The organism is Streptomyces sp. NPDC005408 (assembly GCF_040606445.1).
In the GTDB taxonomy this organism is placed as follows: domain Bacteria; phylum Actinomycetota; class Actinomycetes; order Streptomycetales; family Streptomycetaceae; genus Streptomyces.
Window position 1 is genome coordinate 33590 of record NZ_JBEXEX010000010.1, and the last position, 24751, is coordinate 58340.

Sequence of the window (24751 nt, forward strand, 5' to 3'; positions counted from 1 at the left end):
GTGCGGGCTCCTACCTCAGATACGCGAGCGCGGGGTGGACGCTGGTGTAGCCGTCGACGAGACGGCGGGCGACAGTCACGGAATCGACGAGGGGGTGCAGGGCGAAGGCCTTCACCGCGGTCGTGCGCGAGCCGCTGTCGGCCGCGGCCAGGACCTCACGTTCGACGGCCTTGACGGAGCAGACCAGGCCGGTGGCGTGGAGCGGCAGCGGCGATACGGGGGCAGGGTGCGCGCCGTTCGCGTCGACGAAGCACGGCACCTCGACGACGGCTTCCTCGTCCAGCGCCGAAAGGGTCGTGCGGTTGCGGACGTTGAGGATGAGCGTGGTGCGCTGGTTGTGGGCGATGGCCCGCATCAGGGCGAGGGCGACCTTCTCGTAGCCGCCCGACTCCAGGTCGCACGCGTCGCGCTCACCCGCCCCCGCGGCCTCGCGGTTGTGTGCCATATAGGTGGCCTCGCGCTCGGCGCGGGTGCGGTCCCACGTCTCGAGCGCCGGAGCGTCCGGCCGCTCCATCTTCGCGTAGAACGCGGCCTGTTGCTCCTGGAGGAAGGCCCCACGGGTCTGCTTGGCCTCCTGATAGGCGCGTACCGCCTCGCGGTTGAAGTAGTAGTAGTGCAGATACTCGTTGGGGATGGCGCCGAGCGACTGGAGCCAGTCGGGGCCGAAGAGCTTGCCCTCCTCGAAGGAGCCGAGCAGCTCGGGGTCGGCGAGCAGCCGGGGGAGTTGGTCGCGGCCGTCGATGTGCAGGCCGCGCAGCCAGCCGAGGTGGTTGAGGCCCGCATAGTCGAACCATGCCGTAGCGGGATCGGCGCCCAGAGCATGGGCGACGCGGCGGCCGAGTCCCACCGGCGAGTCGCAGATGCCGATGACACGGTCGCCGAGGTGGCGGGCCATGGCCTCGGTGACCAGACCGGCCGGGTTGGTGAAGTTGATGACCCAGGCGTCGGGGGCAAGACGGGCTACCCGGCGCGCGATGTCTACGGCGACAGGGACGGTCCGCAGTCCGTACGCGATACCGCCCGCGCCGACCGTCTCCTGGCCCAGAACGTCCTCGGCCAGGGCGATCCGCTCGTCCGCCGCGCGACCCTCCAGGCCGCCGACGCGGATGGCGGAGAAGACGAAGTCCGCGCCGCGCAGCGCCTCGTCGAGGTCGGTGGTGACGGTGACCTGCGGTGCGTCGGGCACCCCTTCGGCCTGGTCGGCGAGGACCCGCGCGATCGCGGTCAGCCGGGCGGTGTCCAGGTCGTGAAGGGTCACCCGGGTGATGCGGCCCTCGGCGTGATCGCCGAGCAGCGCGCCGTACACCAGCGGCAGGCGGAAGCCCCCGCCGCCGAGGATCGTGAGCCTCATACCTCAACCACCTTCACTCCGGCCTCGTCGAACGCCGCGCTCGTCGCCGGGTCCGCGGGCGCGTTGGTCACCACTGTGTCGAGGGCCGCGGGGCCGCAGACCTTCGCCATGCCGGTACCGGGGAACTTGCCCGCGTCGGCGAGAAGCACCACCGAGTCGGCGGCCGCGATCATCGCGCGCTTGACCGGGACTTCGACCACGGTGGTGTCCATGACCTGGCCGTCGGGGCGGATGCCGCTCGTGCCCAGGAAGAGCCAGTCCGCGTGCAGCTGGCGGAGGTTGTCCTCGGTGAGGAAGCCGACCAGGGAGCGGTACTCCCGGCGGACCATGCCGCCGAGCAGGATCAGCTCGATCCCGGTGTCGTCGGCCAGTTCCTCGTACACCACGAGATTGCTGGTTATCACGGTGAGCCTGCGGCCGTGCAGCTGCCGGGCCAGGCGGTAGGCGGTGGTGCCGATGTCGAGCAGGACGGACTGTCCCTCCTCGACCATGGCCGCGGCCCGGACCGCTATCGCGTCCTTCGCGGGCACCCGGATCTCGGCGACCTCTGCGAAAGGCTGATCGCCCTCCTCGACGGCGGCTCCCCCGTGGACCCGCGTGAGCAGGCCCTCCTCCTCCAGCTTGACCAGGTCGCGCCGGATGGTCGCGGGGCTGACGCCGAGCCGCTCGGACAGGTCGGTTACGGCTGCGGGGCCACCTGATCGCAGGGCCCGCAGGATGAGTTGGTGTCGTCGCTCAGCCAGCACGTCAGGAACGCTACTCGTCAATCTCAAGCATTTCTATGCATCTTCGTGCTCAACTCTTGCCAATCCTGCGCGCCGGGCGCACGATCCTGTGCACACCTTGCAGCTCTTTGACGACTCCTTGGCGAGAGGACGTGCATGTGGACGAGGAGACCGGGCCCGATGTCCTGCTCACCGGGCTGCTCTTCTACGACCTCGTCCTCACCGGACTGGGCAAACCGCCCACCCCGGGCGAGGAGATCTGGACCCGGGGGATGGGCTGCGGCCCCGGCGGGATCGCCAACCTCGCCGTCGCGGCCGCCCGCTACGGCCTTGCCACCTCGCTCGCCACGGTCTTCGGCGACGACTTCTACGGCGCGCACTGCCGGGAGATCCTCGCGGCGCAGGAGGGCATCGACCTTTCCCTGTCCCGTACGGCGGAGAACTGGAACACCCCGGTCACCGTCTCCCTCGCCCATGACCACGACCGGGCCCTGGTCACCCACGGCCAGGAACCCGGCTACACCCAGGACGAACTGCTCGGCGACCCGCCGTCCGCCCGCAGCGCCCTCGTTCACATCGGCGCCGAACCACAGGAGTGGCTCGCCAAGGCCGCGGCCACCGGCACCCTGATCTTCGCCGACATCGGCTGGGACCCCACCGAACAGTGGTCCGGCGAGGTGCTCAAGCAGCTCTCCCTCTGTCATGCCTTTCTGCCCAATGACACCGAAGCCATGGGCTACACCCGCACCGACAGCCCCGCTGCCGCCCTCACCGGACTCGCCGAGCTGACCCCTCTGGCTGTGATCACCTGCGGCCGGGCGGGCGCACTCGCCGTCGACCAGACGACCGGCGAACATGCCCAGGTCGCGGCCCTCGACATCGATGCCATCGACGCCACCGGCGCCGGGGACATCTTCGGCGCGAGCTTCGTCGCCGCCACCCTGGGCGGCTGGCCACTCGCCGACCGGCTGCGCTTCGCCTGCCTCGCCGCGGGCCTGTCCGTACAGCACCACACCGGCGCGTTCGCCGCGCCCGGCTGGCACGGCATCGACCGGTGGTGGCGTACGACCGGCTCACGCGACCGCGAACTGGCGCGCGCCTACGGCTTCCTGGCCGACCGCATACCGGCCGACCCCGGGCCGGCCCCCGCCCACGCACCCGTCACCCCCCGCTGACCATCCGTCCGAACACCCCGAACGTCCGATCACACCGAAAGGCGGTGGGAGCAGTGCACCTCTCCCGAAGAGGGCTGCTGCGCGCGGGACTGGCCACGACGGCCGCCGCGGCGCTCGGCTCCGCTGCGGCAGGCTGCGCGGTTCCTCGTGGCTCCACCGGCCGCAACATGACCCTGTGGTACTGGACCGGCGGACTGAGCGACAAGGTCGTGGACAAGGCCAGGAGCCGCTTCACCGATGTCGAGCTCAGGCCGGTGCAGATCGGTGGCTACTTCCGGTCCAAGCTGCTGACCACCATGGCGGGCCGGGCCTTCGTGCCGGACATCACCGGGCTCAAGGGCGAGGACATGGCCTCGTATCTCCCGAACGCCGACCAGTTCGTGGACCTGCGCACCCTCGGCGCCGACCGGCTGGTGGACCAGTACCTGCCGTGGAAGTGGGAGCAGGGCATCGCCCCCGACGGGCGCATGGTCGGGTTCCCCATCGACACCGGGCCCGTCGTCCACTACTACCGCGCCGATGTCTTCGACAGGGCCGGTCTGCCGGCCGAACCTGCCGATGTCGCGGCGGAGACGGACACCTGGGAGAAGTACTTCGCGGCCGGTGAGCGGCTGAAGAAGCGGATCCCGGGCGCGTACCTCGTCATCGACCCGCTCTCCATCTTCGGGAACGCCCTCAACCAGAGCACCCAGCGGTTCGTGGACAAGGACCGGCACTTCATCGGCGACCAGAAGCATGTGACCGACGCCTGGGACCTGGCGATCGAGGCACGCCGCCGCGGACTGATATCGAAGGTGGTCAGCGGCACACCGGACAGCAACGCGGCATGGAGCAGGGCCGGCTCCCCAGCCAGCTCAACGCCTCGTGGGCGGCCGGCGACCTCAAGCTGGCCGTGCCGAAGACGAAGGGCAAGTGGCGGGTTGCCCAGATGCCGGGCGGAGCCGCCAACATCGGCGGCTCCTTCCTCGCGGTCACCAAGGCATGCCGGGAGCCCGAGCAGGCCTTCGCGATCATCACCTGGCTGCTCAATGCGGACAACCAGACCCGCGGCTTCGTCGACGCCTCGCTCTTCCCCTCCACCCCCGCTTCGTACGGACACAAGGCCATGCGCGACCCGGACCCCTTCTTCGGCGGGCAGATCACCATCGATGTCTTCGGCCCGGCCGCCGAGAAGATCCCGGTCGCCTACAACAGCCCGTACGACACGGCTCTGCAGCAGCCCGTCAACGACGAGCTCACCAAGGTGCACACCCTGGGCAAGGACCCGGACCAGGCCTGGAAGGACGCCATGAGCAAATGCCGGCGCATCGCGGACCATCTGGGGGTGAGCTGAGATGACCGTGGCACCCACGATCGAGAACCGCGCCGCCGTTGCGGCTCCGGCGGCCGCGCCGCCCAAGTCCCGCTCGATCCTCGGGTACTGGCGGCTCTACCTCGCCATCTCGCCCTTCTACCTGCTGTTCCTGTGCTTTGGCCTGATACCCGTCGGCTTCTCGCTCTATCTGTCGTTCCACCGCTGGGACGGCCTCGGCCGGATGGAGTACGCGGGCCTGTCCCAGTACCGCTATCTCCTCGGCGACGCGCAGTTCTGGCACGCCATCGGCAACACCCTGATCATCTGGGCCGTCGCTACGCTCCCCATGCTCTTCATCGCGCTGGTGACAGCGGTGATGCTCAACTCCGCTGTGCGCTTCAAGAGCTTCTACCGCTTGGCGTACTTCCTGCCCAACGTGACCTCGGTCGTCGCGATCGCGATCATCTTCGGGTCGATCTTCAGCACCAACTTCGGCCTGGTCAACGCGGTGATCCAGGGCATCGGTCTGGACTCGGTGGCGTGGCTGAACACGCCCTGGGGGATCAAGGTCGCCATCGCCTCGCTGATGACCTGGCAGTGGACCGGCTACAACGCGATCATCTTCCTCGCCGGTCTGCAGACCATCCCGACCGAGTTGTACGAGGCCGCTCGCGTCGACGGCGCAGGGCCCGTGCAGACCTTCTTCCGGGTCACCGTGCCGCTGATGCGGCCGGTCATCCTCTTCACGCTCGTGGTGTCGACGGTCACCGGACTGCAGAGCTTCTCCGAGCCGCAGGTGCTGCTTCAGACCACCGCCAACACCTCGACCTTCGCGGGCGGTCCGGACAACGCCGGCCAGACGATGGTCCTCTACTTCTTCCAGCAGACCTTCGACAACAACGACTTCGGCTACGGCGCCGCGATCGCGTGGGGCATCTTCCTGATCGTCGCCGTCTTTTCGATCATCAACTGGCGCCTGGTCCAGCGCCGGGAAAAGTAGAGGGAGACCGCCATGGGCACCATGAGCACCATGAAGGGGACGAAGGCCGTCAAGGGCGCGCGGCCCCGGGGCCTCGCCCTGCATCTCGCGCTGATCGGCGGCGTGGTCCTCTCGCTGTTCCCGTTCTACTGGACCGTCGTCATGTCGACGCACACGACGAGCGACATCTTCCAGTTCCCGCCGAAGCTGCTGCCCGGTTCGCACTTCGGCGAGAACCTCCGCAATCTCTTCGACAGCGTCGACTTCTTCGGTTCGATGCTCAACTCCCTGATCGTCGCGGGCTCCGTGACCTTCCTGGTGCTGTTCTTCGACTCGCTGGCCGCCTTCGTCTTCGCGAAGTTCCGCTTCCCCGGCCGCCGGGCCCTGTTCGTGATCATGATGGGCATCTTCATGGTCCCTGCCCAGCTCCAGGCCATCCCGCAGTTCGTGATCATGGCCCGGATCGGCTGGATCGGCTCCCTCACGGCCCTCGTCGTCCCGGCCGCCGCGAACGCCTTCGGTATCTTCTGGATGCGCCAGTACATGAAGCGCGCGATCCACGACGAGCTGATGGACGCCTCCCGGCTGGACGGCTGCGGCTTCCTGCGCCAGTACTGGCATGTGGCCCTGCCGGTCGTCCGTCCCGGCCTCGCCTTCCTCGGCATCTTCACCTTCATGGGCCAGTGGAACGACTACGCCTGGCCGCTGATCGCCCTGGTCAACCCCGACCATGTGACGCTGCAGGTCGCGCTGTCGCAGCTCAACGGGGTACACGGCACGACGGATTACGGCATGGTGATGACCGGCGCGCTGCTCGCACTGATTCCGCTGCTCATCGTCTTCGCGATCGGAGCCCGGCAGATGATCGCCGATCTGGCCAAGGGGGCCATTCGCTGACGCTGCGGCCGATCAGGGCCGGTCCCGGACGCTCTGCCGCGTGTAGAGCGGCGAGTCGGAGGTACGGACGGCGCGGGGGGAGCCGCCCAGTTCGCGGTGGCAGGCCTTGTTGAAGGCCTGCAGATCGGGAATGCCCACCGCAGCCGCCACCGCGGGGATGGCGAGTGTAGAGGCGCGCAGCAGATGGCGGGCCCGTTCCAGGCGCCTGCGGCGGATGTAGGCGACCACAGTGAGGCCGGTCTGGGCGCGGAAGAGCCGGGTGAGGTGGTTGTGCGAGACCCCGGCCGCCCGCGCGATCTCCGGAACCGTCAGGGGCACCGCCAGATGCGCCTCGATATGGGCCATGGCCGCAGCGACCGCGGGCGGCGGCCCTTCGGTGCGCGCGGGCGTGCTCAGCTCCACCACCTGCCAGAGCGCGGCCCATGCGGCGGCGGCCGCCCTGGACGGCGCACCGGGCATCGCCGTGACGCCGCGCCGGAGCAGCGCGGACAGCAGCGGCGCGTCGGCTCCGGCGTCCTGCATCACCGGCACGGTGTGGCGCTTGCCCGATACGGAGAGCTGAACGTGCGCGTACAGGTGCTCGGACCGGCCGCGGTAGTGGAAGTGGACTTCTTCGCCGGGCGGGATCAGGCTCACCCGGCCCGGACGGATGCGATGTGTCGTGCCGCCGAGGGCGAGCTCGCCCTCGTAGCCGTACAGATGGAGCTGCCACAGACCGGTGAGACGGAACACGTCGTGCCGCCCGGTGACGCCGTGCACTCCGACCCCGATGTCCGACACACGCGGGGGCTCGTCCAGCCGGATCTCCACACGGTCCATGGTGAAAAATTACCAGTAGTCGATGATTGCAGCCCACGACAGGCGCGCAGTTCGTTTCTACGGTTGCCGCATGCCTACCAGCACCTGTACCAGTACCAGCATCAGCACCGAGTTGCTCTCCTCGGTCCGGATGGCGCGGTTCGTCGCGTACGGCTCACTGCGGCTGGACGCGGTCGTGCCCCAGGAGATGAACGACCGTGCGATCGAGGTCCTCGACGAGGGAATCCCCGAGGTGCCGTTCGGCACTCCGGCCGAGGAGGCCTTCCCCGAGGGGTCGTTCGCCCGCCGCCTCATCGAACTCCCGCCGGTCGAAGGGGCCCTGCGCAGCCTCGTCGGCCCCGCGCCGACCGTCGACCATCACGCCGTGCACATCCGCGAGCCCCGCGAGGGCAACGCTCAGCCGCTGCACGGCGACGCCATCATCGATGTACGCCCCGACGCCTTCGACGTCCAGCTCATGTACTACCCGCACGAGGTGACCGCCGAGATGGGCGGCACCCTCAGCGTGCCGGGCAGCCATCTGCGCCGCACCAATGAGAGCGACACCGGGCGGTACCAGAATCTGCGCGGCCAGACGCGGCTGACCTGCCCGGCGGGCACGGTGGTGCTTCTGCACCACGGCCTGTGGCACGGCGGCCGGCGCAACGACAGTGCAACGCGCCGCTATATGTTCAAGATCCGCTTCAACCCGACCGTCCCGCAGGTGCGCCTGTGGGACACCGGAGACCTCGCCGATCCTGCCGTCGCCGAGGAACTGAGCACCACCTTCCCGTGGTACGAGCACGCCACCGGCCGGCTGGAGATCCACAACCGCGTCCGCCTCTGGCGCGCCCTGACCGGCGACGACTCCTTCGACATCGACTACTGGGCGACCCGCGTGGACAACCGCCCGACCCTCGGGAGCACCTCATGAGGCAGCAGGTCCTCGTCCTGTATCTGGCGACATCCGCGCTCGACTCGGAGGTGGTCGGCTGGTCGCGCTACGACGGCACCGGCGGCACCAGGCCGACCACGGGGGACAGTGACGAGCCTCCCTACGAGTCCGGGGTGGCCGCGCTCCAGGACGGCTGGCGGCTGTTCCAGGCCTCCCAGCTGCTTCCCCCGCAGGCCGGCCATGAGTACGACACGTCCTTCCTCAAGCACGAGTTCCTCTTCGAGAAGCTGCACGAGGTGAACTGACTGGCACCCGGATCTCGTTACTCGGGTCGCGGCCCCGCGCTCGCAGACATGCGGTGGGCGAGACCCGGATAGTCGATCACAAGCCCTTCCGCGTCGAACTCGAGATCGCTGCGGAAGTCGCCCGAGGCGTAACGGATGCGTGCACCGCTCCCGGTGCGTCCGAGATGCGTGTACGTCTGCCGCGAGGCGTGCACGGTCAGATCCGGCACCGAGACCCAGGCCATCAGGAACGTCCGCTCACCGGGCGCCAGGTGGAGCCCGTGCCGCAGGACCGGCATGGTGTTGGTGAGCGGACACAGCCCGAGATCGCAGTCGAGCGCGCCGTCGACCTCGGGCAGATGCTTCCCGTCCGCGGTCCACCGGCCGGAGCCGTCGTGCAGCAGGCGCAGTTCGCGCGAACCGTGGGCGGTCGCGGCGCGCACATGCAGCTCACGGGTCACGAAGTCCTCGCCGGTGTCGAGGTCGTACGAGATCCAGTACACCTCGGGCCGGGTTCCGACGGCGCGTCCGCGGGCCTGGAGCGTCGAGCCACGGAACTCGATCCACGCGGTCTCGTACCCCTGGCTCTCGGTGACTTCCCATGTGAGGACGTGAGACGTGACCATGTCCCCCAGCCTATGAGCCTGCGACGCCGCGGGCACGGTGACGCGCGCCACGCCATCGCCGCCGCAGAGTCGCCGATTTTTGGCTCAAACCATTACGCATCGGTAGTAGGACTTGCGTTCGAGGGTGTCCCGCGTGGTGGGATGAGGCGATGCGACCCCCCACACGCATATCAGCGCATCCACGAAATCCGTACGAAGAACTCGCTCAACTGGCAGACCCAGAACCGGACTTCAGTGTCTACGACCCGCGGGACCCACTGGAGCTCGGGCTCACGCCCGACCCGGACGACGACGACTGGACACCGCCCAACCACCGGGGCAGGAGCCGGTTCTCGGCGCTGCCCGCGGTGGTGAAGCTGGCCGCCGCGGCCGTCCTGTGCACCCTCTGTCTGCTGCTCGCCGACCGCCTCGCGGAGTACTACGCGCAGAGCAAGGCGGCGGACAAGCTCCAGAAGTCGCTCGGGCTCGCCACCAGGCCCGAGGTCGACATCCACGGTTTTCCGTTTCTCACCCAGCTGCTCGACGAGCGGATCGACCGCGTCGATGTCACTGTGCCCGACGTCTCCGCCGATCGTGTCTCGCTGGCCGAGGTGCGGGCCACCGCCACGGACATACGCATCGTCGGAGACGCCCCGAGCTCGATCAAGGGTGCCGTCATCGGCAGTCTGGACGGCGAGGTGCTGCTCTCCTTCGACGATCTGAACCGTGAACTGGGCGCCTCACAGCTGAAGTTCACCGGCAGCGGCGCCGACGCCGTGCGGGTGAACGGTGAACTCGCTGTCGCCGGACAGGATCTGCGCGTACGGGCACAGGCGCACATCCAGCGCGACAGCGAGCGGTCCCTGACCACCACCCTGGACGGTATGCAGCTCGACATCCCCCGGGTGGCCACCTACCGGCCCGGCAAGGACCCGGAACACTCCGGCCTGCGGCTCCACCGCGAGGCGGCCGAGCTGATCAGCCAGGAAGGCGGCCGGCTGAAGTCCCTGCTGTCAGTGCCCGCGATCGTGGACCGGCTGGGAGTGCCCAGGGAGCAGGTGCGCCGGGCGCTGCGGAGCGAGGAGGAGCTCCACCGGCTCACCGACGCACCGAAGTTCATCGAGCGGCTGATGAAGGTCAATCTCGTCGATGTGGTGCTCGAGCATCCGCAGCTGCTGCGGAAGGTGGGCATCGATCCCGGCCTGGTCGAGGCGCTGGTCGCGCTCAAGCCCCCGGAGCTCTCCGAGCGCCTGTCGCTCTCGTTCGAACTTCCGCGATCGCTGAGGGAGTTGCAGCTGCAGAACATCACCGTGGAGCAGGACGGCATCAAGGCCCGCGTCGTCGGCTCGGGCCTGCGTATCGGGCAGGCGGGCGGCGGTTCCTGAGGTGACCCGGCGGCTCTTCCGGTACGAGTCCCTCCCGCCGCGCACAGCCGTACCGGAAAAGCCGGTCGCCGGGGCCGGTCTAGGTCCTGTCCGGCCGATCTTGCCGGGCTCGCGTGCCCTGGCACGGCACTCCCCCGTAGCCTCTCGGGCACGGGAGGTGCCCCCATCGCCAGACCGCTCACTGATCCGGCCTGATCGACCGGACAGGACCTAGGTGTACATGAGTGACCCCGGCGTGGTCAGCAGCTCGCCCGTCTCCAGCCAGGTCTTCAGGCCGGAGAGGATCATCGGCCAACCGCCGTACAGCTCGTCGTTCGCGCCCTCGCGCAGCTGGTCGTGCGTGACGGTCAGCCGACAGGAGTCGCCGACGGGCTCGATGTCCCAGGTGACCCTCGACGTGCCCTCGGCCTTCACCTCGTCGCTCCAGAGCGCAACCATGCTCTGGACGAGCCTGCGCGGTGGATCGATTTCGAGGATCTCCCCCTCGCCGAGCAGGCCTTCGGCCTTGGGGGAGCTCATCTCGAAGCGCCCGCCGGGCTTCCAGTCCGAGGTGACCCGCATGCCGAAGTTGTACTTGCTCCTGATATCGGGATCGGTGATCGCCTCCCAGAGGCGCTCAGGGGTGGTGCGGATGTAAATCTCGAAGACCTTCTCCATGGGGCTCTCCAGTCGGCTCTTGAGGCCGCTGAGTGCGGCCGCCCAGGGTTCCGCGTATTTGCTCACCCACCGGTCGTGGACGAGCCGGATGGGGACGGGATTCAGGAAATGGAGCTTCTCCCGGCCGCGGCGCCTGGTGACGATCAGGCCTGCTTCCTCGAGCTGCTTGAGGTGCTTCATCACGCCGAAGCGGCTGATGTCGAAGCGCGCCTCGAGCGCGCTGAGCGTCTGCCCGTCCTCCCGGAAGAGCTCGTCGAGGAGGCTGCGGCGCGTCGGGTCGGCCAGTGCCTTGAACACCTCGTCCATGCCTTCCAAAATAGGTGACCATTTGGTCACCTGTCAATGGCGGGCAATGGCACGCCCGGGCTGATCGCGCAGCTGCGACGCCCCTGCCTTCAGGCAGGGGCGTCGCAAGGTGGACATCAGGAATTGCACCGCAGCGGTGAGTGGGACCCTCAGCGCGGCTGCTGAAATGCGTCCAGGATCCGTTCGGCGGCGAGCGTCGCCGTCAGCCCGCCGTCCCGGACCTGCTGTTCGAGGCCGGGCGCCAGCGCGCGCACCCCGGGATGGCTGCGCAGCCGGTCCCGCAGTTCGTCGTGGACCATCGTCCAGGCCCAGTCGATCTGCTGGTCACGGCGCTTCGCGGCGAGCCTGCCGGTCGAGTCCAGCAGCGCCCGGTGCTGCTCGAGACGCTCCCAGAGGGTGTCGAGCCCGGTGCTCTCGCGGGCGCTGCAGGACAGCACCGGGGGAGTCCAGGCCGCGTCGGCGGGATGCATCAGCCGCAGCGCACCCGCCAGTTCACGGGCTGCCGAGCGTGCGTCGCGCTCGTGCGGGCCGTCCGCCTTGTTCACGGCGATGACGTCGGCCAGCTCGAGGACGCCCTTCTTGATGCCCTGGAGCTGGTCACCGGTACGGGCCAGGCTCAGCAGCAGGAAGGAGTCCACCATGTTGGCCACGGCGGTCTCCGACTGGCCGACCCCGACCGTCTCCACGAGCACCACGTCGTAGCCCGCGGCCTCCATCACGATGATGGTCTCGCGGGTCGCCTTGGCCACTCCGCCCAGCGTGCCCGAGGTGGGGGAGGGCCGCACAAAGGCCGCCGGATCCACCGCGAGCCGCTCCATCCGGGTCTTGTCGCCCAGGATGGAGCCGCCCGTACGGGTCGACGACGGATCGACGGCGAGGACCGCGACCCGGTGGCCGAGGCCGGTGAGCATGGTGCCGAGCGCGTCGATGAAGGTGGACTTGCCGACGCCGGGCACACCGCTGACACCCACCCGCCGCGCCGCACCGGAGTACGGCAGCAGCTCGGTCAGCAGCCGCTGCGCCAGCGCCCGGTGATCGGCGCGCGTCGACTCGACGAGCGTGATGGCACGGGCGATGTACGCCCGCGACCCGTCACGCACGCCTTTGACATAGCTGTCGATGTCGATTGTGGGTGGCATGGGCCTACAACTCGTGGCCGAGCGAGGCACCCAGCGTCTTCACCAGGTCCTTGGCCGCATCCGGGATCACCGTTCCGGGCGGGAAGACCGCGGCTGCTCCGGCCTCGTGCAGCGTCTGCACGTCCTGGGGCGGAATCACACCGCCCACCACGATCATGATGTCTTCCCGTCCCTCGGCGGCCAGTTGCTCTCTCAGCGCCGGTACGAGCGTGAGATGCCCGGCGGCCAGCGAGGAGACGCCGACGATATGGACGTCCGCCTCGACCGCCTGGCGTGCCACCTCTTCCGGCGTCTGGAACAGCGGGCCGACATCCACGTCGAAGCCGAGGTCGGCAAAGGCCGTCGCGATCACTTTCTGGCCGCGGTCGTGGCCGTCCTGGCCCATCTTGGCGACCAGGATGCGCGGGCGGCGGCCCTCGGCCTCCTCGAACTCCTCGACCAGCGTGCGGGTCTGCTCCACCGCGGGTGACGTCCCTGCCTCGTTCCGGTACACACCGGAGATCGTACGGATCTGCCCCGAGTGCCGTCCGTACACCTTCTCCAGGGCGTCGGAGATCTCACCGACGGTCGCCATCGCACGCGCCGCGTCGACGGCGAGCGCCAGCAGATTGCCCTCAAGACCGGGGCCCGGACCCGCCTCGGCGGAAGCGGTCAGCGCGCGCAGCGCGTCCTGGCAGGCGTTCTCGTCGCGCTCGGCGCGCAGCCGCCGCAGCTTCTCGATCTGCTGGGCGCGCACCGAGGAGTTGTCGACCTTGAGCACATCGATCTGCTCGTCGGTCTCGACGCGATACTTGTTCACGCCGATGACGGGCTGGCGTCCGGAGTCGATACGGGCCTGCGTACGGGCCGCCGCCTCCTCGATGCGCAGCTTCGGGATACCGGCGTCGATGGCCTTCGCCATACCGCCCGCGGCCTCGACCTCCTCGATGTGCTGCCAGGCGCGGCGTGCGAGGTCGTGCGTCAGCTTCTCGATGTACGCACTGCCGCCCCAGGGGTCGATGACCCGACAGGTTCCCGACTCCTGCTGGAGCAGCAGCTGGGTGTTGCGGGCGATGCGCGCGGAGAAGTCCGTCGGCAGTGCCAGTGCCTCGTCCAGGGCGTTGGTGTGCAGCGACTGGGTGTGCCCCTGGGTGGCTGCCATCGCCTCCACGCAGGTGCGGGTGACGTTGTTGAAGACGTCCTGCGCCGTCAGGGACCAGCCCGAGGTCTGGCAATGGGTGCGCAGCGAGAGCGACTTGGGGTTCTGCGGGTCGAACTTCTTCACGAGCTTCGCCCACAGCAGCCGCGCGGCGCGCAGCTTGGCGATCTCCATGAAGAAGTTCATGCCGATCGCCCAGAAGAACGACAGCCGCGGCGCGAACGCGTCCACGTCGAGTCCCGCGCCGATGCCTGCCCGCAGATACTCCATCCCGTCGGCGAGTGTGTACGCGAGCTCCAGATCGGCCGTCGCTCCGGCCTCCTGGATGTGATAGCCGGAGATAGAGATCGAGTTGTAGCGGGGCATCTTCTGCGAGGTGTAGGAGAAGATGTCCGAGATGATCCGCATCGAGGGCCGCGGCGGATAGATGTAGGTGTTGCGGACCATGAACTCCTTGAGGATGTCGTTCTGGATGGTCCCGGCCAGCTTCTCGGGCGGTACGCCCTGTTCTTCGGCGGCCACGATGTACAGCGCCAGCACGGGCAGCACCGCGCCGTTCATCGTCATCGACACACTCATCCTGTCCAGCGGGATGCCGTCGAACAGCTGGCGCATGTCGTAGATCGAGTCGATAGCCACACCGGCCATGCCGACATCGCCCGTCACCCGCGGGTGGTCGCTGTCGTAGCCGCGGTGGGTGGGCAGGTCGAAGGCGACCGACAGACCCTTCTGCCCGGCGGCGAGATTGCGCCGGTAGAAGGCGTTGGACTCCTCGGCGGTGGAGAACCCGGCGTACTGACGGATCGTCCAGGGCTGATTGACGTACATCGTCGGATACGGGCCGCGCAGATACGGCGCGATGCCCGGATACGTACCGAGAAAGTCGAGTCCCGCCAGATCCTCGCCGGTGTACAGCGGCTTGACGGGAATGCCCTCGGGCGTGTCCCACGCCAGGTCGCCCGCGCCATTGCCGGTGGCCTCCTTGACGGCGCTGCGCCACTGGTCGCCGGACACCCCGGACGTGTCGCCGGGCCCGAGCTCGATTCCTGAGAAGTCGGGGATTCCCATCACGCCACTCCCATCCGGTCCAGCGCGGAGGTCAGGACGGCGACCGCGTCGCCGCCCGCGACGACGAACTCGTCGACTCCGGCCCCTACATACGTCTCACGCTGCTCGCCGGGACGGCCCGCGAGGAAAACCCGCAGAGCCCCGGCCGCCCTCAGCGCCTCGGCCACCGGCGCGGCCTGCTCGGCATAGAGCGCGTCACTCGAGCAGATGCACGCCACGCTCGCACCACTGGCGGTGAACGCCGCCGCGACCGAGGCCTCATCGACCGATACCGGGTCATGGACCGGTTCGATGCCGCCCGCCTGGAAGAGGTTGGCGGCGAACGACGCGCGTGCTGTGTGCGCTGCCGCCGGGCCGAGCGCCGCGAGGAAGACGCGCGGCCGGGTGCCGGCCGCCTCCAGATGCGCGTCGGAGCGGGCACGCAGCGCCTCGAAGGCCTCGTCGCGGCGGACCTTCGGCAGGCCGCCGGAGGGTGCCGCGGGCGCGGGGTCGCGCTCGACCGGAGGCTGGGTGAGGATCGGGAACTCGCTGACACCGGTGACCGGTTCGCGCCGCTTGGCCAGGTTCTTGGAGCGGTTCTCCCAGGTGGCGCCGATCCGCTCGGACACCAGACCCCCGCGCAACGCGGCCTCCTGGCCCCCGGCGCGCTCGATCTCCTGGAACCAGGCCCAGGCGGCGTGCGCCAGTTCGTCGGTGAGCTGTTCCACGTACCAGGAGCCGCCCGCCGGGTCGATGACCCGGCCCACATGCGACTCCTCGACCAGGATCGTCGAGGTGTTGCGGGCGATCCGCCGGGCGAAGCCGTCGGGCAGTCCGAGCGCGTGGTCGAAGGGGAGCACGGTCACCGCATCGGCGCCGCCGACGCCCGCTGCGAGCGAGGCGACCGTGGTGCGGAGCATGTTCACCCAGGGGTCGCGGCGGGTCATCATCACCGGGGACGTCACAGCGTGCTGGCGCTGGGCGCCCGCGGCCGGATCCGCCCCGCACGCCTCGGCGACCCGGGCCCACACGCGCCGCGCGGCACGCAGCTTCGCGATCGTGAGGAACTGGTCGGCGGTCGCGGCGTACCGGAACTCCAGCTGGCCGCAGGCCGCTTCGGCGGACAGTCCCGCGGCGGTCAGCCCGCGCAGCAGCGCGACACCGGTGGCCAGCGAACAGCCGAGCTCCTGGGCGGCCGATGCCCCGGCCTCGTGGTACGGCAGGGCGTCGACGGTCAGCGCCCGCAGCCCGGGGTACTTGCCGTGGCAGAGCAGGGCGAGTTCGGCCGCTGCGGGTGTGAGCCCGGCGATGTCCTCGTACCGGCCGGTGCGCGCGGCGTGCCCCAGCGGGTCGGCGCCGAGGTTGCCGAGCGCGGCCTCGGGTGCGACGCCCCGCTCCTCGTACAGCCGCAGCAACTCCCGTGCCGCGGCGTCGAATTCGGCCCCCGCATCGAGTACGACCGGGGCGAGGTCGAGATAGACGCCCTCCAGAGCGGTGGCGAGTGAGGCAACCGGAACACCGGCCGCGCCGACGGACAGCCAGAGCGAGGTGACCCCGTTCTCCAGGTCCGCGAGCACCGCCTCGTTCGTCCGTACCGGATCGGGTCGTTCATGGCGCTGGCGTACGTCCCAGCCGGAGACGGCGCCGCCCTCGGGCCTGCCGCCCCGGGTGAACGGGGCGAAACCCGGATAGCCGGCGCCGTCCGCGCCGTCGCGTGCCGTGTCCGCGGTGTACAGAGGCCGGGTGGTGAGCCCGTCCTCGATGGCCGTGGACAGCATGTCATCGGCCGCCGTGTCCGGGACGTCCTTGCCTGCCTTGCGCAGCACGCCGGCCACCAGCAGCTGCCACTGCTCGTGGGTCGCATCCGGGAATTCGGCGGCCAGTGAGAACCCGTCATCGGGGAGGACCGTCATGCTCAGATGTTAGGCCAACGGCGCAAAGGTGCAGCAGGGGAGAAGGCTGTGACCTTGCACTCTCAGGACCGCTCTTGATCCTTGCGGTGCGATGGCCTATCCGGCGGGCGGCGCCGGTGGCGGCGAGTGCGGCGGCGATCAGCGGGAGTGCGGTCCAGGGCAAGTCGCCCACGACTGTGCGTTCCAGGACGATTCCACCGGTGAAGGAACCGCCGGCGATGCCGATGTTGTAGACGGTGGCCTGCATGGAGGTGGCCACGTCCGCATGTGCGGGTCCAGAGAAGTCGACCAGTGCGGTCTGCAGCACGGTGGGCGCCCCGCCGAAGGCCGCGCCCCACGCGGCTGTCGCGATCAGAAGGGCGGCGGGAGCCCGCCCGAACAGTCCGATGGCGAGCATCGCGGCCGCGATCAGTGCCAGTGCGGTCAGCAGGGTCGGCCGGAGGTGGCGGTCGACGAGGACGCCGACGGTCCAGATCCCCGCGACCGTGGAGATGCCGAAGACGAAGAGAACCAGAGTCGCGTCGGCAAGTCCCGCGCGCTCGGCGAGCGGCGACATGTACGTGTACATCGTCTGGTGGCCAAGGAGCAGGAGCAGGGTGATGAGCAGAACGGCGGGGATGCTGGGCAGCGCGGCGATGCGACGCAGCGGAACACGGTCGGCCGCCGCCTCACCGGGGAAGTCGGGGACCTTCCGCACCACCCAGGCCACGAGGACCACGGCGAGGACGGCCGGTGCGGCGAACGCGGCGCGCCAGCCGAGGACCTCGGCGAGCGCGGTGCCCGCGGGGATGCCGAGGCAGAGCGCGACGGTGATCCCGGCCAGGACGATCGCGATGGCCCGTCCGCGGCGCTCGGCGGGAACCATACGTGCCGCATAGCCGGCCAGCATCGCCCACAGAGTGCCGCCCATGGCGCCGGCCAGCAGCCGGGCGCCGAAGGTGAGCGCGTACGAGGACGAGAGCGCGGTGACGGTGTTGCAGAGCGCGAAGCCGGTGAGCGCGCCGACGAGCACGGTTCGCCGGGGCAGGCCGCGCAGCGCGGCGGTGAGCGGAATCGCCGAGAGGAAGGAGGCGGCCGCGTACCCGGTGACCAGGAATCCGATGTGGCCCTGGGACACCTGGAGGCTTGCGCTCATCAGAGGCAGCAGCCCGCCCGGCAGCAGCTCGGTCGTCACTGCGGTGAAGGCCGCGGTGAACAGGGCGAGCAGCCCCGACAGCGGCAGCTTGGGCGCGGGCGGCTTGAGCGCGTCCCGCTCGGGTGCGATCGGCATGCGACCATGGTGAAACCTTCACATCAGTGTGAAGGCAAGGAGAGCCATGAAGATCGGCGAACTGTCCAGGCGAACCGGCATCCCCACCAGGATGCTGCGCTACTACGAGGAACAGGACCTGCTGCACCCGGAGCGGGCCGAGAACGGCTACCGCACCTACGACGCGCCCGCCGTCTACCGGGTCCAGCAGATCCGCGGGCTGCTCGACTCCGGCCTGACCACGGAGATCATCCGCAGGATCCTGCCCTTCCTGACCGAGCCGGACGAGATCCATGTGCATCCGCAGTGCCTGACGGAGGAGACCGAGGCGCTGCTGCGGGGCGAGGCGGACCGGATCCAGCAGCGCATCGACTGCCTGGCGCGCAACCGCGACGCGATCCTCGCCTATCTCGCAGCGGTCCGGCCGGACACCGCGGACCCGCCCCGGACGGGGTGAGCGGGCCGGGTGCACGGGTGCGGGGGCGGCCGTACCGTGGATGCACACGATGGGACGGACAGTCTCCGTACGGAAGGCGGGACCCGCGATGGCCGGTGAGATCTCCTTCTTCGAACTGGGCGTGGGCGACTTCGAGGCAGCCCGCACCTTCTACAGCGGCCTGTTCGGCTGGACCTTCGAGCCGGGCCCGACCGAGGGCGGAGGCTATGCGATCACCACGCCCAACGTCCCCGGCGGCGTGCACGGCGGCGACGCGGGCGCGAGCCCGTACCTCTTCTTCCGGGTCGACGACATGAAGACCGTGCTCGAACGGGTCCGTGAACTGGGCGGCACGGTCGACGACTTCGACGCGGGCAGCGACGACGAGACGGTTGCCCGCTTCGGCCGCTTCAAGCTCTGCCACGACGATCAGGGCTCACCGTTCGGCCTCCACGAGCCGCCTCAGTAGGCCACCGTGAACCTGGTCCGGTGATGCCGCGGTTCTTCGGCCTCGTCCAGGAGAGCTACGGCGAGATCCTCCATGGAGATCGCCGAAATGCCCTGGGCGTCGGCCAACAGCTCGTCGGCGCCGAGCCGGTAGATGCCGGTCCGCTCTCCCGGCTCCAGCAGCGCTGCCGGACTCAGATAGGCCCAGTCCGTCACCGTCTCGACGAGGCAGACCGCGAGCTGTTCATTGCAGGCGAGCGCGATCTCCCGCCAGGCGGCGGGGAATTCGGGGTCGTCGATCACGGTGGCGCCACCGGTGCCGGGCACGATCAGGCTTCCCGCGCCGCCGACCAGGAGCACCCGGACGCCTGTCTTCGCGGCTCCGGCCAGCAGCGCCTCGGTGGTCGTGACCAACTCGCCTTCGCTGCCGGGGGCCGGGCGTGTCGCGCTGATCACCAGATCCTGGCCGGCGCTGAGGCGCGCGACGTCCTCGATGTCCGATGCGTTCCCGGCGCGGGCGTGTGCGGCGGCCGGCACCTCGGCGAAACGGGCGGGATCGCGCACCACGGCGGTGACTTCATGGCCCCGGGACAGGGCCTCGACCACTACGCGGCCGCCGACGTTTCCTGCGGCTCCGAAGACGACTATGCGCACGATTCCTTCTCCTTGTGTACGGGCTGCACGGGCAGTACGAGCTGGGTGGGGGGAGGGGTCCTGCGGATCTGCGCCACGACGAGGGCGGCGAGAACGACGGCCGCTCCCAGGGCCTGGGCCCAGGTGAGCCGCTGGTCGAGCACGAGCCATCCGAGGGCGGTGGCCACGACCGGGCTGAGCAGGCCGAGGAAGGTGACCTGGGTGGGTGACAGGGCGTGGATCCCCCGGAACCACAGGGCATAGGCGAGGGCGGCGCCGATGGTCGTGAGATAGCCGTAGCCGGCCAGGTTGGCGGCGGTCGGCGCGGCCGGCGGCGGGCCTTCGACGAGGAAGGCGACCGGGAGCAACAGCAGCCCGCCTGCCACCAGTTGCCAGCCCGTGGTGGCGAGCAGCGGTGCCTGCGAGGTCCACCGTTTGCTCAGTACGACTCCGGTGGCCATGGCGACCGCGCCGCCGAGGGCCGCCGCGATGCCCAGGCCGTCCAGTTGTGCGTCCGCCCGCAGAACGAGCAGTCCCACGCCGGCCACTCCGGCAATTCCGGCCAGCACGGTACGCCGGGACAGGCGCTCGCGGAGCAGCCCGGCGGACAGTGCGGCGACCAGCAGGGGTTGCAGCGAGCCGACGGTGGCGGCAACCCCGCCGGGCAGCCGGTACGCGGCGACGAAGAGCAGCGCGAAGAACACGCCGATGTTGAGGGCGCCGAGCACCAGCGCGCGCCACCACCAGATCCCCTGCGGCAGCCGCCGGGTCAGGGCGACCAGCAGAAGACCCGCGGGAAGGGCGCGGACCACGGCGGCCAGCAGCGGGCGGCCCGGCGGCAGCAGTTCCGTGGTGACCAGATAGGTCGTTCCCCAGATGCTGGGCGCCAGGGCTGTCACCAGCACGATTCCGATCCGATTACTTAGCACTAAGAGAATGTATCTCATCGCTAAGGTATCCGCTAGTCTGAACCGATGGCAGATCACGTGGACCGGGTGCTGGAACAGTGGCGCGCCGCGCGCCCCGACCTCGACGTTTCGCCCATGGCGGTGATCGGGCGGCTGAAGCGGCTGTCGCGGCTGATCGAGGCCGAACTGCGTCGCACCTTCGCCGCCCACGGGCTCGACGCGGCGTCGTTCGACGTGCTGGCCACCCTGCGCCGCAGCGAACCGCCGCACCGGCTGACACCCGCCGAGCTGATGCGGGCCTCGATGGTCACCTCGGGAGCCGTCACCCAGCGCCTCGACCGGCTGGAGGAGCGCGGCCTGGTGACCCGCACGCCCAGCGCGACGGACGGTCGCGTCGTCCATGTTGAGCTCAGCGAAGAAGGGCGGGCGCTGATCGACGAGGCCCTGCCCGATCACGTACGGAACGAGAACCGGCTGCTCGCCGCGCTGAGCGGTACGGAACGCGAGGCACTCGCCGACGCCCTGCGGAATCTGCTGGAATCCCTGGGCGACCGCACGGACTGACGCCCGGATTTCCGTATACGGGGGCCTGGTTGCCGTCCGTCAGGCCGCATCCGGCGTGCGCCGTACGCTCCAGTCGAAGCCGCCACGGCACACCAGCACGCCGGTGGAGTCGACGACCTCGGTATGAGTGCTGAGCCGGGCGCGCAGCGCGGCCCCCGCCAGGACCGGGCGCAGCGCCCGCAGAGCCTGCTCAGTCAGCCGGCAGGAGGCGACCAGCCTGCCCCGCGCGGGCGCCAGGAACTCCATGGTCGCGACGGCTCCCAGCGGGACGATTCCGTGGAACTCCTTCTCGTCTTCGACCGCCCCGATCATCGCGGCGAGTCCGGCGGCATCGATCAGCGTGATCAGTCCGCTGGAGTGCAGGGACCCGATCACGTTCGTCAGCGCCTCGGGCGTCGACAGGGCGACTTCCGCCGCACCGTCGGCGGCGCGCAGCACCTCGATACCGGCCGTACGGTGCGCCGGAATGGGATCCAGGAGGGAGCGGGCCAGAGGCGTGACATCCACACGTCAAAGAGTGGCCGCCCGAGACGACGGTCGCATGACCGCCCGGTCAACATCCGGTCCCTCGCAATGACGCTTCGACCCTGCCCGTCACGCGCCGGGAACGCGGCCGCCGAAGAAGACCTGGATCTCGGTGATCCGGCCGTCCCGGACGGTGCTCAGCTCGACATTGCGGTAGCGCTCGCCGTTCTTGAGCTCGTACTCGTACGCGAGGAAGACGCCGTCACCCGAGGCAGGAACCGCCTCGATGATCTCCTGGGACCGCAGGCGGTCGGCTGTGGGGAAGCAGCGCTCGAAGAACGCCGCCTTGTCGATCCGGTCGTCCTGCGGGCTGGTGAACACGAAGTCCTCGGCGATCAGACGGTCCGCGGTATCGCGGTCCTGAGCCAGGTAACTCTCCAGGCACGCACGGATGACATCGACGTTGGACATGGGTTGTTTCCTCCCGGTCTCGGCGAGCACCCATTGTGTTCACGGATCCACAGGGCCTTGTGGGATATAGCTGGACCGACCTTCGCCTTCCCTCTCCTTGTCTCCCTGGATGACGCCATGTGCTGGAGTGCGACAGCCGACCTCGCGGCGGGCACATGCGTCGCCGCGATCGGGGTGGCCTGCGTCGCGCAGGTACGCCGAGTCCGCGATCTGCCGCTCGCCGCGCTGCCGTTGCTGCTCGGAGCCCACCAGATCATCGAGTCGGTCGTCTGGCGCTCCGGCGGCGGCACGGGTCCCGCCACCTTCGCCTGGGCCGTCATCGCACTGCCCCTGCTGCCGGTGTGGGTGCCCCTCGGCGTACTCCTCGCCGCGCCGCCGCCCGCCCGGCGCAGGCTCGCCGTCCTCGCCGCCGTCGGGATCGCCACCGCTGCCGTCCTCGCCTACAGCCTGGCGACCAGGACGGTGACGGCGGACATCCGGGGGCACACCCTCGGCTATGTCCTGGACCTGCCGCGCTCCCCGCTGATCATCGTCGGCTATCTGCTGGCCACGGTCGGCTCACTCCTGCTCAGCGGCGACCCGGTGCTCCGGCTGCTCGGCGCCGTCGCCGGGCTCGGGGCCGTGGCCTGCGCGCTGCTGTGGCGGCTGGAATTCGTCTCCACGTGGTGCGCCCTCGCCGCGGTGGCCTCCGTGGTCCTCTTCCGCTGGGCCCGGCAGCGCCCCACCGGCCCGGATCTGGCCCCGGTTGGCCGCGCATAGTCCGGGTACCCGCCCGGCGTCCCTTCGAGGAGGAGGACCCATGACCGGCCGTAGGCCTCAGAACCCCGCAGACAACGGGCAGGACCCCGGCACGCAGGTGCCCCGCGACCTGCCCGATCAGCAGGCGCAGGAAGACGGTGACCCGCTGGAGACACCCGGACTGCAGGACACGGACGACGACGCACAGGACCCCGACCCGAGCCTTCCGGACATGGACGAGTCGGGCGCAGGCCGCAGCGGAGCGCCGCGCAGTGGCGGCGTGCACCCGGAGCAGCCCGTGCCGGACGAGCCCTCCGGCTGAGTCCGGTCGCAGACGGTGCCCCACCGGGTGAGTCTGGAGGAGGCACACCTTCCGGAGCCGGGACCGCGCACAGCATCCCGAGAGGCAGGAATCACCGTGAACACGACACAGGAGTACACGACGCCGGTCGTCGTGACGCTCAGTAGTTGCGCGAAGGAGGATGCGCACAGCGTCTTCCGGCTGTTGACGCAGTCGTTCGCCTCGGATCGCGCGGAGAACGACGTACCCGACTACACCTCCCACGACACTCCTCACGACATCTCGGCCGAGCACACGACTGTGTGGACGTCGACCTTCGAGGTGTCGCCCTCGCACGCCAAACCCGGACCGGTGCGGTTGACGGCGCCCGTCAGGGTGGATCTTCAGGGCACGTACTGGGGAGTGGACCGGATGACCGAGACGCTGGCGGACGCCTTTGCCGTCAAGGCACAGGGCATGGCCGCGGGTGACCAGGAGAAGGACGTCCAGCTTCTTCTCGAGAGCGGCAGCGGATAGTTCGAGGAGGACCTGCCATGCCCATCGCCACGGTGAATCCCGCAACCGGTGAGACGCTGCGGACGTTCGACGCGCTCGGACCGGATGAGATCGAGCGGCGTCTCGCGCTCGCCGTGACCGCGTTCCGGGAGCACCGCACCAGGGAATTCGGGGAGCGCGCACAGTTGCTCGCCCGCGCCGCGGACCTGCTGGAAGAGGACCAGCACTCCATCGCCCGCACCATGACGACCGAGATGGGCAAGCCGGTCAAGGCCGCCCGTGCCGAGGCGGCCAAGTGCGCCAAGGCGCTGCGCTGGTATGCCGCGCACGCCGAGCAGCTCCTTGCCGATGAGCACCCCTCGACCGTCGACGTGCGGGACTCCGGGGCTTCGCGGGCGACTGTCCACTACCGCCCGCTGGGCGTCGTGCTGGCCGTGATGCCGTGGAACTTCCCACTCTGGCAGGTCGTGCGCTTTGCCGCCCCCGCCCTCATGGCGGGGAATGTCGGACTGCTCAAGCACGCGTCGAACGTGCCCCAGACCGCCCTCTACCTGGAGGAGCTGTTCCTGCGCGCCGGATACCCGGAGGGATGCTTCCAGACGCTGCTGGTCGGATCCGGCGCGGTCGAGGGCATTCTGCGCGATCGCAGGGTCGCCGCCGCGACCCTGACGGGCAGTGAGCCGGCCGGCCGGTCAGTGGCGGCCATCGCGGGTGACGAGGTGAAGAAGACCGTACTGGAGCTCGGTGGCAGCGACCCCTTCGTCGTGATGCCCTCGGCCGACATCGAACGCGCCGCGAAGACCGCCGTGACGGCCCGGGTGCAGAACAACGGCCAGTCCTGCATCGCGGCCAAGCGCTTCATCGTCCACTCCGATGTGTACGAGGACTTCTGCGAGCGCTTCACCGCGGGAATGCTGGACCTGACCGTGGGCGATCCGATGCAGGAATCCACCGATGTCGGCCCGCTCTCCACCGAACAGGGGCGCGCCGACCTGGAGGAGCTCGTCGACGACGCGCTGCGGCTTGGGGCGACGGCCCGCTGTGGGGCACAGCGCCCCGAGAAGCCGGACAGGGGCTGGTACTACGAGCCGACGGTCCTCGTCGACGTGAAGGCCGAGATGCGTATCCACCATGAGGAAGCCTTCGGCCCGGTGGCCACGGTCTACCGCGTGGCCGATGTCGACGAGGCCGTGAATCTGGCCAACGACACACCCTTCGGGCTGAGTTCCAACGTGTGGACGCGCGACGACGCCGAAGTGGGTCGCTTCACCCGCGACCTTGAGGCGGGTGGAGTCTTCTTCAACGGAATGACTGCCTCACATCCCGCGCTGCCCTTCGGAGGTGTCAAGCGCTCCGGCTACGGCAGGGAGTTGTCGGGCCACGGAATCCGCGAGTTCTGCAACGTCACCACGGTGTGGCACGGCGCCGAGCCCTCGGCGGGCCACTGAGGTCGGTC

The 24751-nt window shown here is 69.6% G+C and carries 26 protein-coding genes and 1 pseudogene; 14 read left to right on the forward strand and 13 right to left on the reverse strand.

From position 1 onward, the window contains the following. Positions 1 to 10 precede the first annotated feature (10 nt). Positions 11 to 1351, reverse strand: a complete 1341-nt coding sequence (locus tag ABZS64_RS12575) for a 6-phospho-beta-glucosidase (RefSeq protein WP_355827166.1) — start codon at positions 1349 to 1351, stop codon at positions 11 to 13. Beyond that, positions 1348 to 2097: a DeoR/GlpR family DNA-binding transcription regulator gene (locus tag ABZS64_RS12580; RefSeq protein ID WP_355827169.1), complete on the reverse strand. Its 750-nt coding sequence runs from the start codon at positions 2095 to 2097 to the stop codon at positions 1348 to 1350. The genes ABZS64_RS12575 and ABZS64_RS12580 overlap by 4 nt, the downstream gene beginning before the upstream one ends. 137 nt (positions 2098 to 2234) lie before the next feature. Between ABZS64_RS12580 and ABZS64_RS12585 the strand changes: the two genes are divergently transcribed. From ABZS64_RS12585 to ABZS64_RS12600, 4 genes and pseudogenes are all read left to right on the forward strand, one after another. Continuing rightward, a complete protein-coding gene (locus ABZS64_RS12585) occupies positions 2235 to 3251 on the forward strand; it encodes a PfkB family carbohydrate kinase (RefSeq protein ID WP_355827171.1) in 1017 nt (338 codons plus the stop codon). Between the two features lie 53 nt (positions 3252 to 3304). Beyond that, positions 3305 to 4584, forward strand: a pseudogene (locus ABZS64_RS12590) (extracellular solute-binding protein). Position 4585: 1 nt separating this feature from the next. Next, positions 4586 to 5545 carry a sugar ABC transporter permease gene (locus ABZS64_RS12595; protein ID WP_355827174.1) on the forward strand — a complete coding sequence of 320 codons (960 nt, stop codon included), beginning with the start codon at positions 4586 to 4588 and terminating at the stop codon, positions 5543 to 5545. Between the two features lie 21 nt (positions 5546 to 5566). After that, positions 5567 to 6421 (forward strand): carbohydrate ABC transporter permease, encoded by an 855-nt coding sequence (locus tag ABZS64_RS12600; RefSeq protein ID WP_355827495.1) that lies wholly within the window; start codon positions 5567 to 5569, stop codon positions 6419 to 6421. A gap of 12 nt (positions 6422 to 6433) precedes the next feature. Here the strand turns inward: ABZS64_RS12600 and ABZS64_RS12605 are convergent, their stop codons facing one another. Continuing rightward, on the reverse strand, positions 6434 to 7240 hold the full coding sequence (locus ABZS64_RS12605; protein WP_355827177.1) for a helix-turn-helix domain-containing protein: 807 nt from the start codon (positions 7238 to 7240) through the stop codon (positions 6434 to 6436). Between the two features lie 70 nt (positions 7241 to 7310). On the opposite strand from ABZS64_RS12605, the gene ABZS64_RS12610 reads away from it, so the two are divergent. Further along, complete coding sequence (locus ABZS64_RS12610; protein ID WP_355827180.1) at positions 7311 to 8153, forward strand: phytanoyl-CoA dioxygenase family protein; 843 nt, start codon at positions 7311 to 7313, stop codon at positions 8151 to 8153. Next, the gene (locus tag ABZS64_RS12615) at positions 8150 to 8419 is read left to right on the forward strand and encodes a hypothetical protein (RefSeq protein ID WP_355827182.1); all 270 of its coding nucleotides are present in this window, start codon (positions 8150 to 8152) and stop codon (positions 8417 to 8419) included. Before ABZS64_RS12610 ends, ABZS64_RS12615 begins: the two co-directional genes overlap by 4 nt. A gap of 17 nt (positions 8420 to 8436) precedes the next feature. Here the strand turns inward: ABZS64_RS12615 and ABZS64_RS12620 are convergent, their stop codons facing one another. Further along, positions 8437 to 9024 carry a putative glycolipid-binding domain-containing protein gene (locus tag ABZS64_RS12620; RefSeq protein WP_355827185.1) on the reverse strand — a complete coding sequence of 196 codons (588 nt, stop codon included), beginning with the start codon at positions 9022 to 9024 and terminating at the stop codon, positions 8437 to 8439. A gap of 149 nt (positions 9025 to 9173) precedes the next feature. Here ABZS64_RS12620 and ABZS64_RS12625 point away from each other — a divergent pair, with 149 nt between their 5' ends. Further along, positions 9174 to 10388 carry a DUF2993 domain-containing protein gene (locus ABZS64_RS12625; protein WP_355827188.1) on the forward strand — a complete coding sequence of 405 codons (1215 nt, stop codon included), beginning with the start codon at positions 9174 to 9176 and terminating at the stop codon, positions 10386 to 10388. 210 nt (positions 10389 to 10598) lie between these two features. Here the strand turns inward: ABZS64_RS12625 and ABZS64_RS12630 are convergent, their stop codons facing one another. From ABZS64_RS12630 to ABZS64_RS12650, 5 genes are all read right to left on the reverse strand, one after another. After that, the gene (locus ABZS64_RS12630; RefSeq protein WP_355827190.1) at positions 10599 to 11351 is read right to left on the reverse strand and encodes a metalloregulator ArsR/SmtB family transcription factor; all 753 of its coding nucleotides are present in this window, start codon (positions 11349 to 11351) and stop codon (positions 10599 to 10601) included. A 149-nt stretch (positions 11352 to 11500) separates the two neighbouring features. Beyond that, entirely contained in the window at positions 11501 to 12490 is a 990-nt protein-coding gene (gene meaB, locus ABZS64_RS12635; RefSeq protein ID WP_355827193.1) for a methylmalonyl Co-A mutase-associated GTPase MeaB, read from the reverse strand. Between the two features lie 4 nt (positions 12491 to 12494). Next, the gene (scpA, locus tag ABZS64_RS12640) at positions 12495 to 14696 is read right to left on the reverse strand and encodes a methylmalonyl-CoA mutase (RefSeq protein WP_355827196.1); all 2202 of its coding nucleotides are present in this window, start codon (positions 14694 to 14696) and stop codon (positions 12495 to 12497) included. After that, positions 14696 to 16588 (reverse strand): methylmalonyl-CoA mutase family protein, encoded by a 1893-nt coding sequence (locus tag ABZS64_RS12645; RefSeq protein WP_355827199.1) that lies wholly within the window; start codon positions 16586 to 16588, stop codon positions 14696 to 14698. Before ABZS64_RS12645 ends, scpA begins: the two co-directional genes overlap by 1 nt. Further along, positions 16569 to 17858: an MFS transporter gene (locus ABZS64_RS12650; protein WP_355827202.1), complete on the reverse strand. Its 1290-nt coding sequence runs from the start codon at positions 17856 to 17858 to the stop codon at positions 16569 to 16571. Before ABZS64_RS12650 ends, ABZS64_RS12645 begins: the two co-directional genes overlap by 20 nt. A 46-nt stretch (positions 17859 to 17904) precedes the next feature. On the opposite strand from ABZS64_RS12650, the gene ABZS64_RS12655 reads away from it, so the two are divergent. Then, entirely contained in the window at positions 17905 to 18294 is a 390-nt protein-coding gene (locus ABZS64_RS12655; RefSeq protein WP_355827205.1) for a MerR family transcriptional regulator, read from the forward strand. A gap of 88 nt (positions 18295 to 18382) precedes the next feature. Beyond that, positions 18383 to 18742 carry a VOC family protein gene (locus ABZS64_RS12660; RefSeq protein ID WP_355827497.1) on the forward strand — a complete coding sequence of 120 codons (360 nt, stop codon included), beginning with the start codon at positions 18383 to 18385 and terminating at the stop codon, positions 18740 to 18742. On the opposite strand, the gene ABZS64_RS12665 is transcribed toward ABZS64_RS12660, so the two are convergent. Both ABZS64_RS12665 and ABZS64_RS12670 read right to left on the reverse strand, forming a co-directional pair. Further along, complete coding sequence (locus ABZS64_RS12665; RefSeq protein ID WP_355827208.1) at positions 18736 to 19374, reverse strand: NAD(P)H-binding protein; 639 nt, start codon at positions 19372 to 19374, stop codon at positions 18736 to 18738. The two genes, ABZS64_RS12660 and ABZS64_RS12665, sit on opposite strands and share 7 nt — an antisense overlap. Continuing rightward, a complete protein-coding gene (locus tag ABZS64_RS12670) occupies positions 19365 to 20258 on the reverse strand; it encodes an EamA family transporter (protein ID WP_355827211.1) in 894 nt (297 codons plus the stop codon). Before ABZS64_RS12670 ends, ABZS64_RS12665 begins: the two co-directional genes overlap by 10 nt. A gap of 69 nt (positions 20259 to 20327) precedes the next feature. Here ABZS64_RS12670 and ABZS64_RS12675 point away from each other — a divergent pair, with 69 nt between their 5' ends. Beyond that, a complete protein-coding gene (locus ABZS64_RS12675) occupies positions 20328 to 20825 on the forward strand; it encodes a MarR family transcriptional regulator (RefSeq protein ID WP_355827214.1) in 498 nt (165 codons plus the stop codon). Positions 20826 to 20864: 39 nt separating this feature from the next. On the opposite strand, the gene ABZS64_RS12680 is transcribed toward ABZS64_RS12675, so the two are convergent. Together ABZS64_RS12680 and ABZS64_RS12685 are read right to left on the reverse strand one after the other, a co-directional pair. Continuing rightward, the gene (locus ABZS64_RS12680) at positions 20865 to 21332 is read right to left on the reverse strand and encodes a DUF4442 domain-containing protein (RefSeq protein WP_355827217.1); all 468 of its coding nucleotides are present in this window, start codon (positions 21330 to 21332) and stop codon (positions 20865 to 20867) included. Positions 21333 to 21419: 87 nt separating this feature from the next. Continuing rightward, positions 21420 to 21761 (reverse strand): nuclear transport factor 2 family protein, encoded by a 342-nt coding sequence (locus tag ABZS64_RS12685; RefSeq protein WP_355827220.1) that lies wholly within the window; start codon positions 21759 to 21761, stop codon positions 21420 to 21422. Between the two features lie 117 nt (positions 21762 to 21878). Here ABZS64_RS12685 and ABZS64_RS12690 point away from each other — a divergent pair, with 117 nt between their 5' ends. The 4 genes from ABZS64_RS12690 (at position 21879) to ABZS64_RS12705 (ending at position 24743) form a co-directional block, all read left to right on the forward strand. Next, positions 21879 to 22520: a DUF6629 family protein gene (locus tag ABZS64_RS12690; protein ID WP_355827223.1), complete on the forward strand. Its 642-nt coding sequence runs from the start codon at positions 21879 to 21881 to the stop codon at positions 22518 to 22520. 40 nt (positions 22521 to 22560) lie between these two features. Next, the gene (locus ABZS64_RS12695) at positions 22561 to 22821 is read left to right on the forward strand and encodes a hypothetical protein (RefSeq protein WP_355827226.1); all 261 of its coding nucleotides are present in this window, start codon (positions 22561 to 22563) and stop codon (positions 22819 to 22821) included. 96 nt (positions 22822 to 22917) lie between these two features. Beyond that, entirely contained in the window at positions 22918 to 23316 is a 399-nt protein-coding gene (locus tag ABZS64_RS12700; RefSeq protein WP_355827229.1) for a hypothetical protein, read from the forward strand. A gap of 17 nt (positions 23317 to 23333) precedes the next feature. Next, positions 23334 to 24743 carry an NADP-dependent succinic semialdehyde dehydrogenase gene (locus tag ABZS64_RS12705; RefSeq protein WP_355827232.1) on the forward strand — a complete coding sequence of 470 codons (1410 nt, stop codon included), beginning with the start codon at positions 23334 to 23336 and terminating at the stop codon, positions 24741 to 24743. Positions 24744 to 24751 lie beyond the last annotated feature (8 nt).

Excerpts from the sequence above, each read along its gene's own strand:
- ABZS64_RS12575 (WP_355827166.1), bottom strand. The coding sequence starts at position 1,351 with ATGAGGCTCACGATCCTCGGCGGCGGGGGCTTCCGCCTGCCGCTGGTG.
- ABZS64_RS12595 (WP_355827174.1), top strand. The coding sequence starts at position 4,586 with ATGACCGTGGCACCCACGATCGAGAACCGCGCCGCCGTTGCGGCTCCG.
- ABZS64_RS12600 (WP_355827495.1), top strand. The coding sequence starts at position 5,567 with ATGAGCACCATGAAGGGGACGAAGGCCGTCAAGGGCGCGCGGCCCCGG.
- ABZS64_RS12605 (WP_355827177.1), bottom strand. The coding sequence starts at position 7,240 with ATGGACCGTGTGGAGATCCGGCTGGACGAGCCCCCGCGTGTGTCGGAC.
- ABZS64_RS12610 (WP_355827180.1), top strand. The coding sequence starts at position 7,311 with ATGCCTACCAGCACCTGTACCAGTACCAGCATCAGCACCGAGTTGCTC.
- ABZS64_RS12615 (WP_355827182.1), top strand. The coding sequence starts at position 8,150 with ATGAGGCAGCAGGTCCTCGTCCTGTATCTGGCGACATCCGCGCTCGAC.
- ABZS64_RS12620 (WP_355827185.1), bottom strand. The coding sequence starts at position 9,024 with ATGGTCACGTCTCACGTCCTCACATGGGAAGTCACCGAGAGCCAGGGG.
- ABZS64_RS12625 (WP_355827188.1), top strand. The coding sequence starts at position 9,174 with ATGCGACCCCCCACACGCATATCAGCGCATCCACGAAATCCGTACGAA.
- ABZS64_RS12630 (WP_355827190.1), bottom strand. The coding sequence starts at position 11,351 with ATGGACGAGGTGTTCAAGGCACTGGCCGACCCGACGCGCCGCAGCCTC.
- meaB (WP_355827193.1), bottom strand. The coding sequence starts at position 12,490 with ATGCCACCCACAATCGACATCGACAGCTATGTCAAAGGCGTGCGTGAC.
- scpA (WP_355827196.1), bottom strand. The coding sequence starts at position 14,696 with ATGGGAATCCCCGACTTCTCAGGAATCGAGCTCGGGCCCGGCGACACG.
- ABZS64_RS12645 (WP_355827199.1), bottom strand. The coding sequence starts at position 16,588 with ATGACGGTCCTCCCCGATGACGGGTTCTCACTGGCCGCCGAATTCCCG.
- ABZS64_RS12650 (WP_355827202.1), bottom strand. The coding sequence starts at position 17,858 with ATGCCGATCGCACCCGAGCGGGACGCGCTCAAGCCGCCCGCGCCCAAG.
- ABZS64_RS12655 (WP_355827205.1), top strand. The coding sequence starts at position 17,905 with ATGAAGATCGGCGAACTGTCCAGGCGAACCGGCATCCCCACCAGGATG.
- ABZS64_RS12660 (WP_355827497.1), top strand. The coding sequence starts at position 18,383 with ATGGCCGGTGAGATCTCCTTCTTCGAACTGGGCGTGGGCGACTTCGAG.
- ABZS64_RS12675 (WP_355827214.1), top strand. The coding sequence starts at position 20,328 with ATGGCAGATCACGTGGACCGGGTGCTGGAACAGTGGCGCGCCGCGCGC.
- ABZS64_RS12685 (WP_355827220.1), bottom strand. The coding sequence starts at position 21,761 with ATGTCCAACGTCGATGTCATCCGTGCGTGCCTGGAGAGTTACCTGGCT.
- ABZS64_RS12690 (WP_355827223.1), top strand. The coding sequence starts at position 21,879 with ATGTGCTGGAGTGCGACAGCCGACCTCGCGGCGGGCACATGCGTCGCC.
- ABZS64_RS12695 (WP_355827226.1), top strand. The coding sequence starts at position 22,561 with ATGACCGGCCGTAGGCCTCAGAACCCCGCAGACAACGGGCAGGACCCC.
- ABZS64_RS12705 (WP_355827232.1), top strand. The coding sequence starts at position 23,334 with ATGCCCATCGCCACGGTGAATCCCGCAACCGGTGAGACGCTGCGGACG.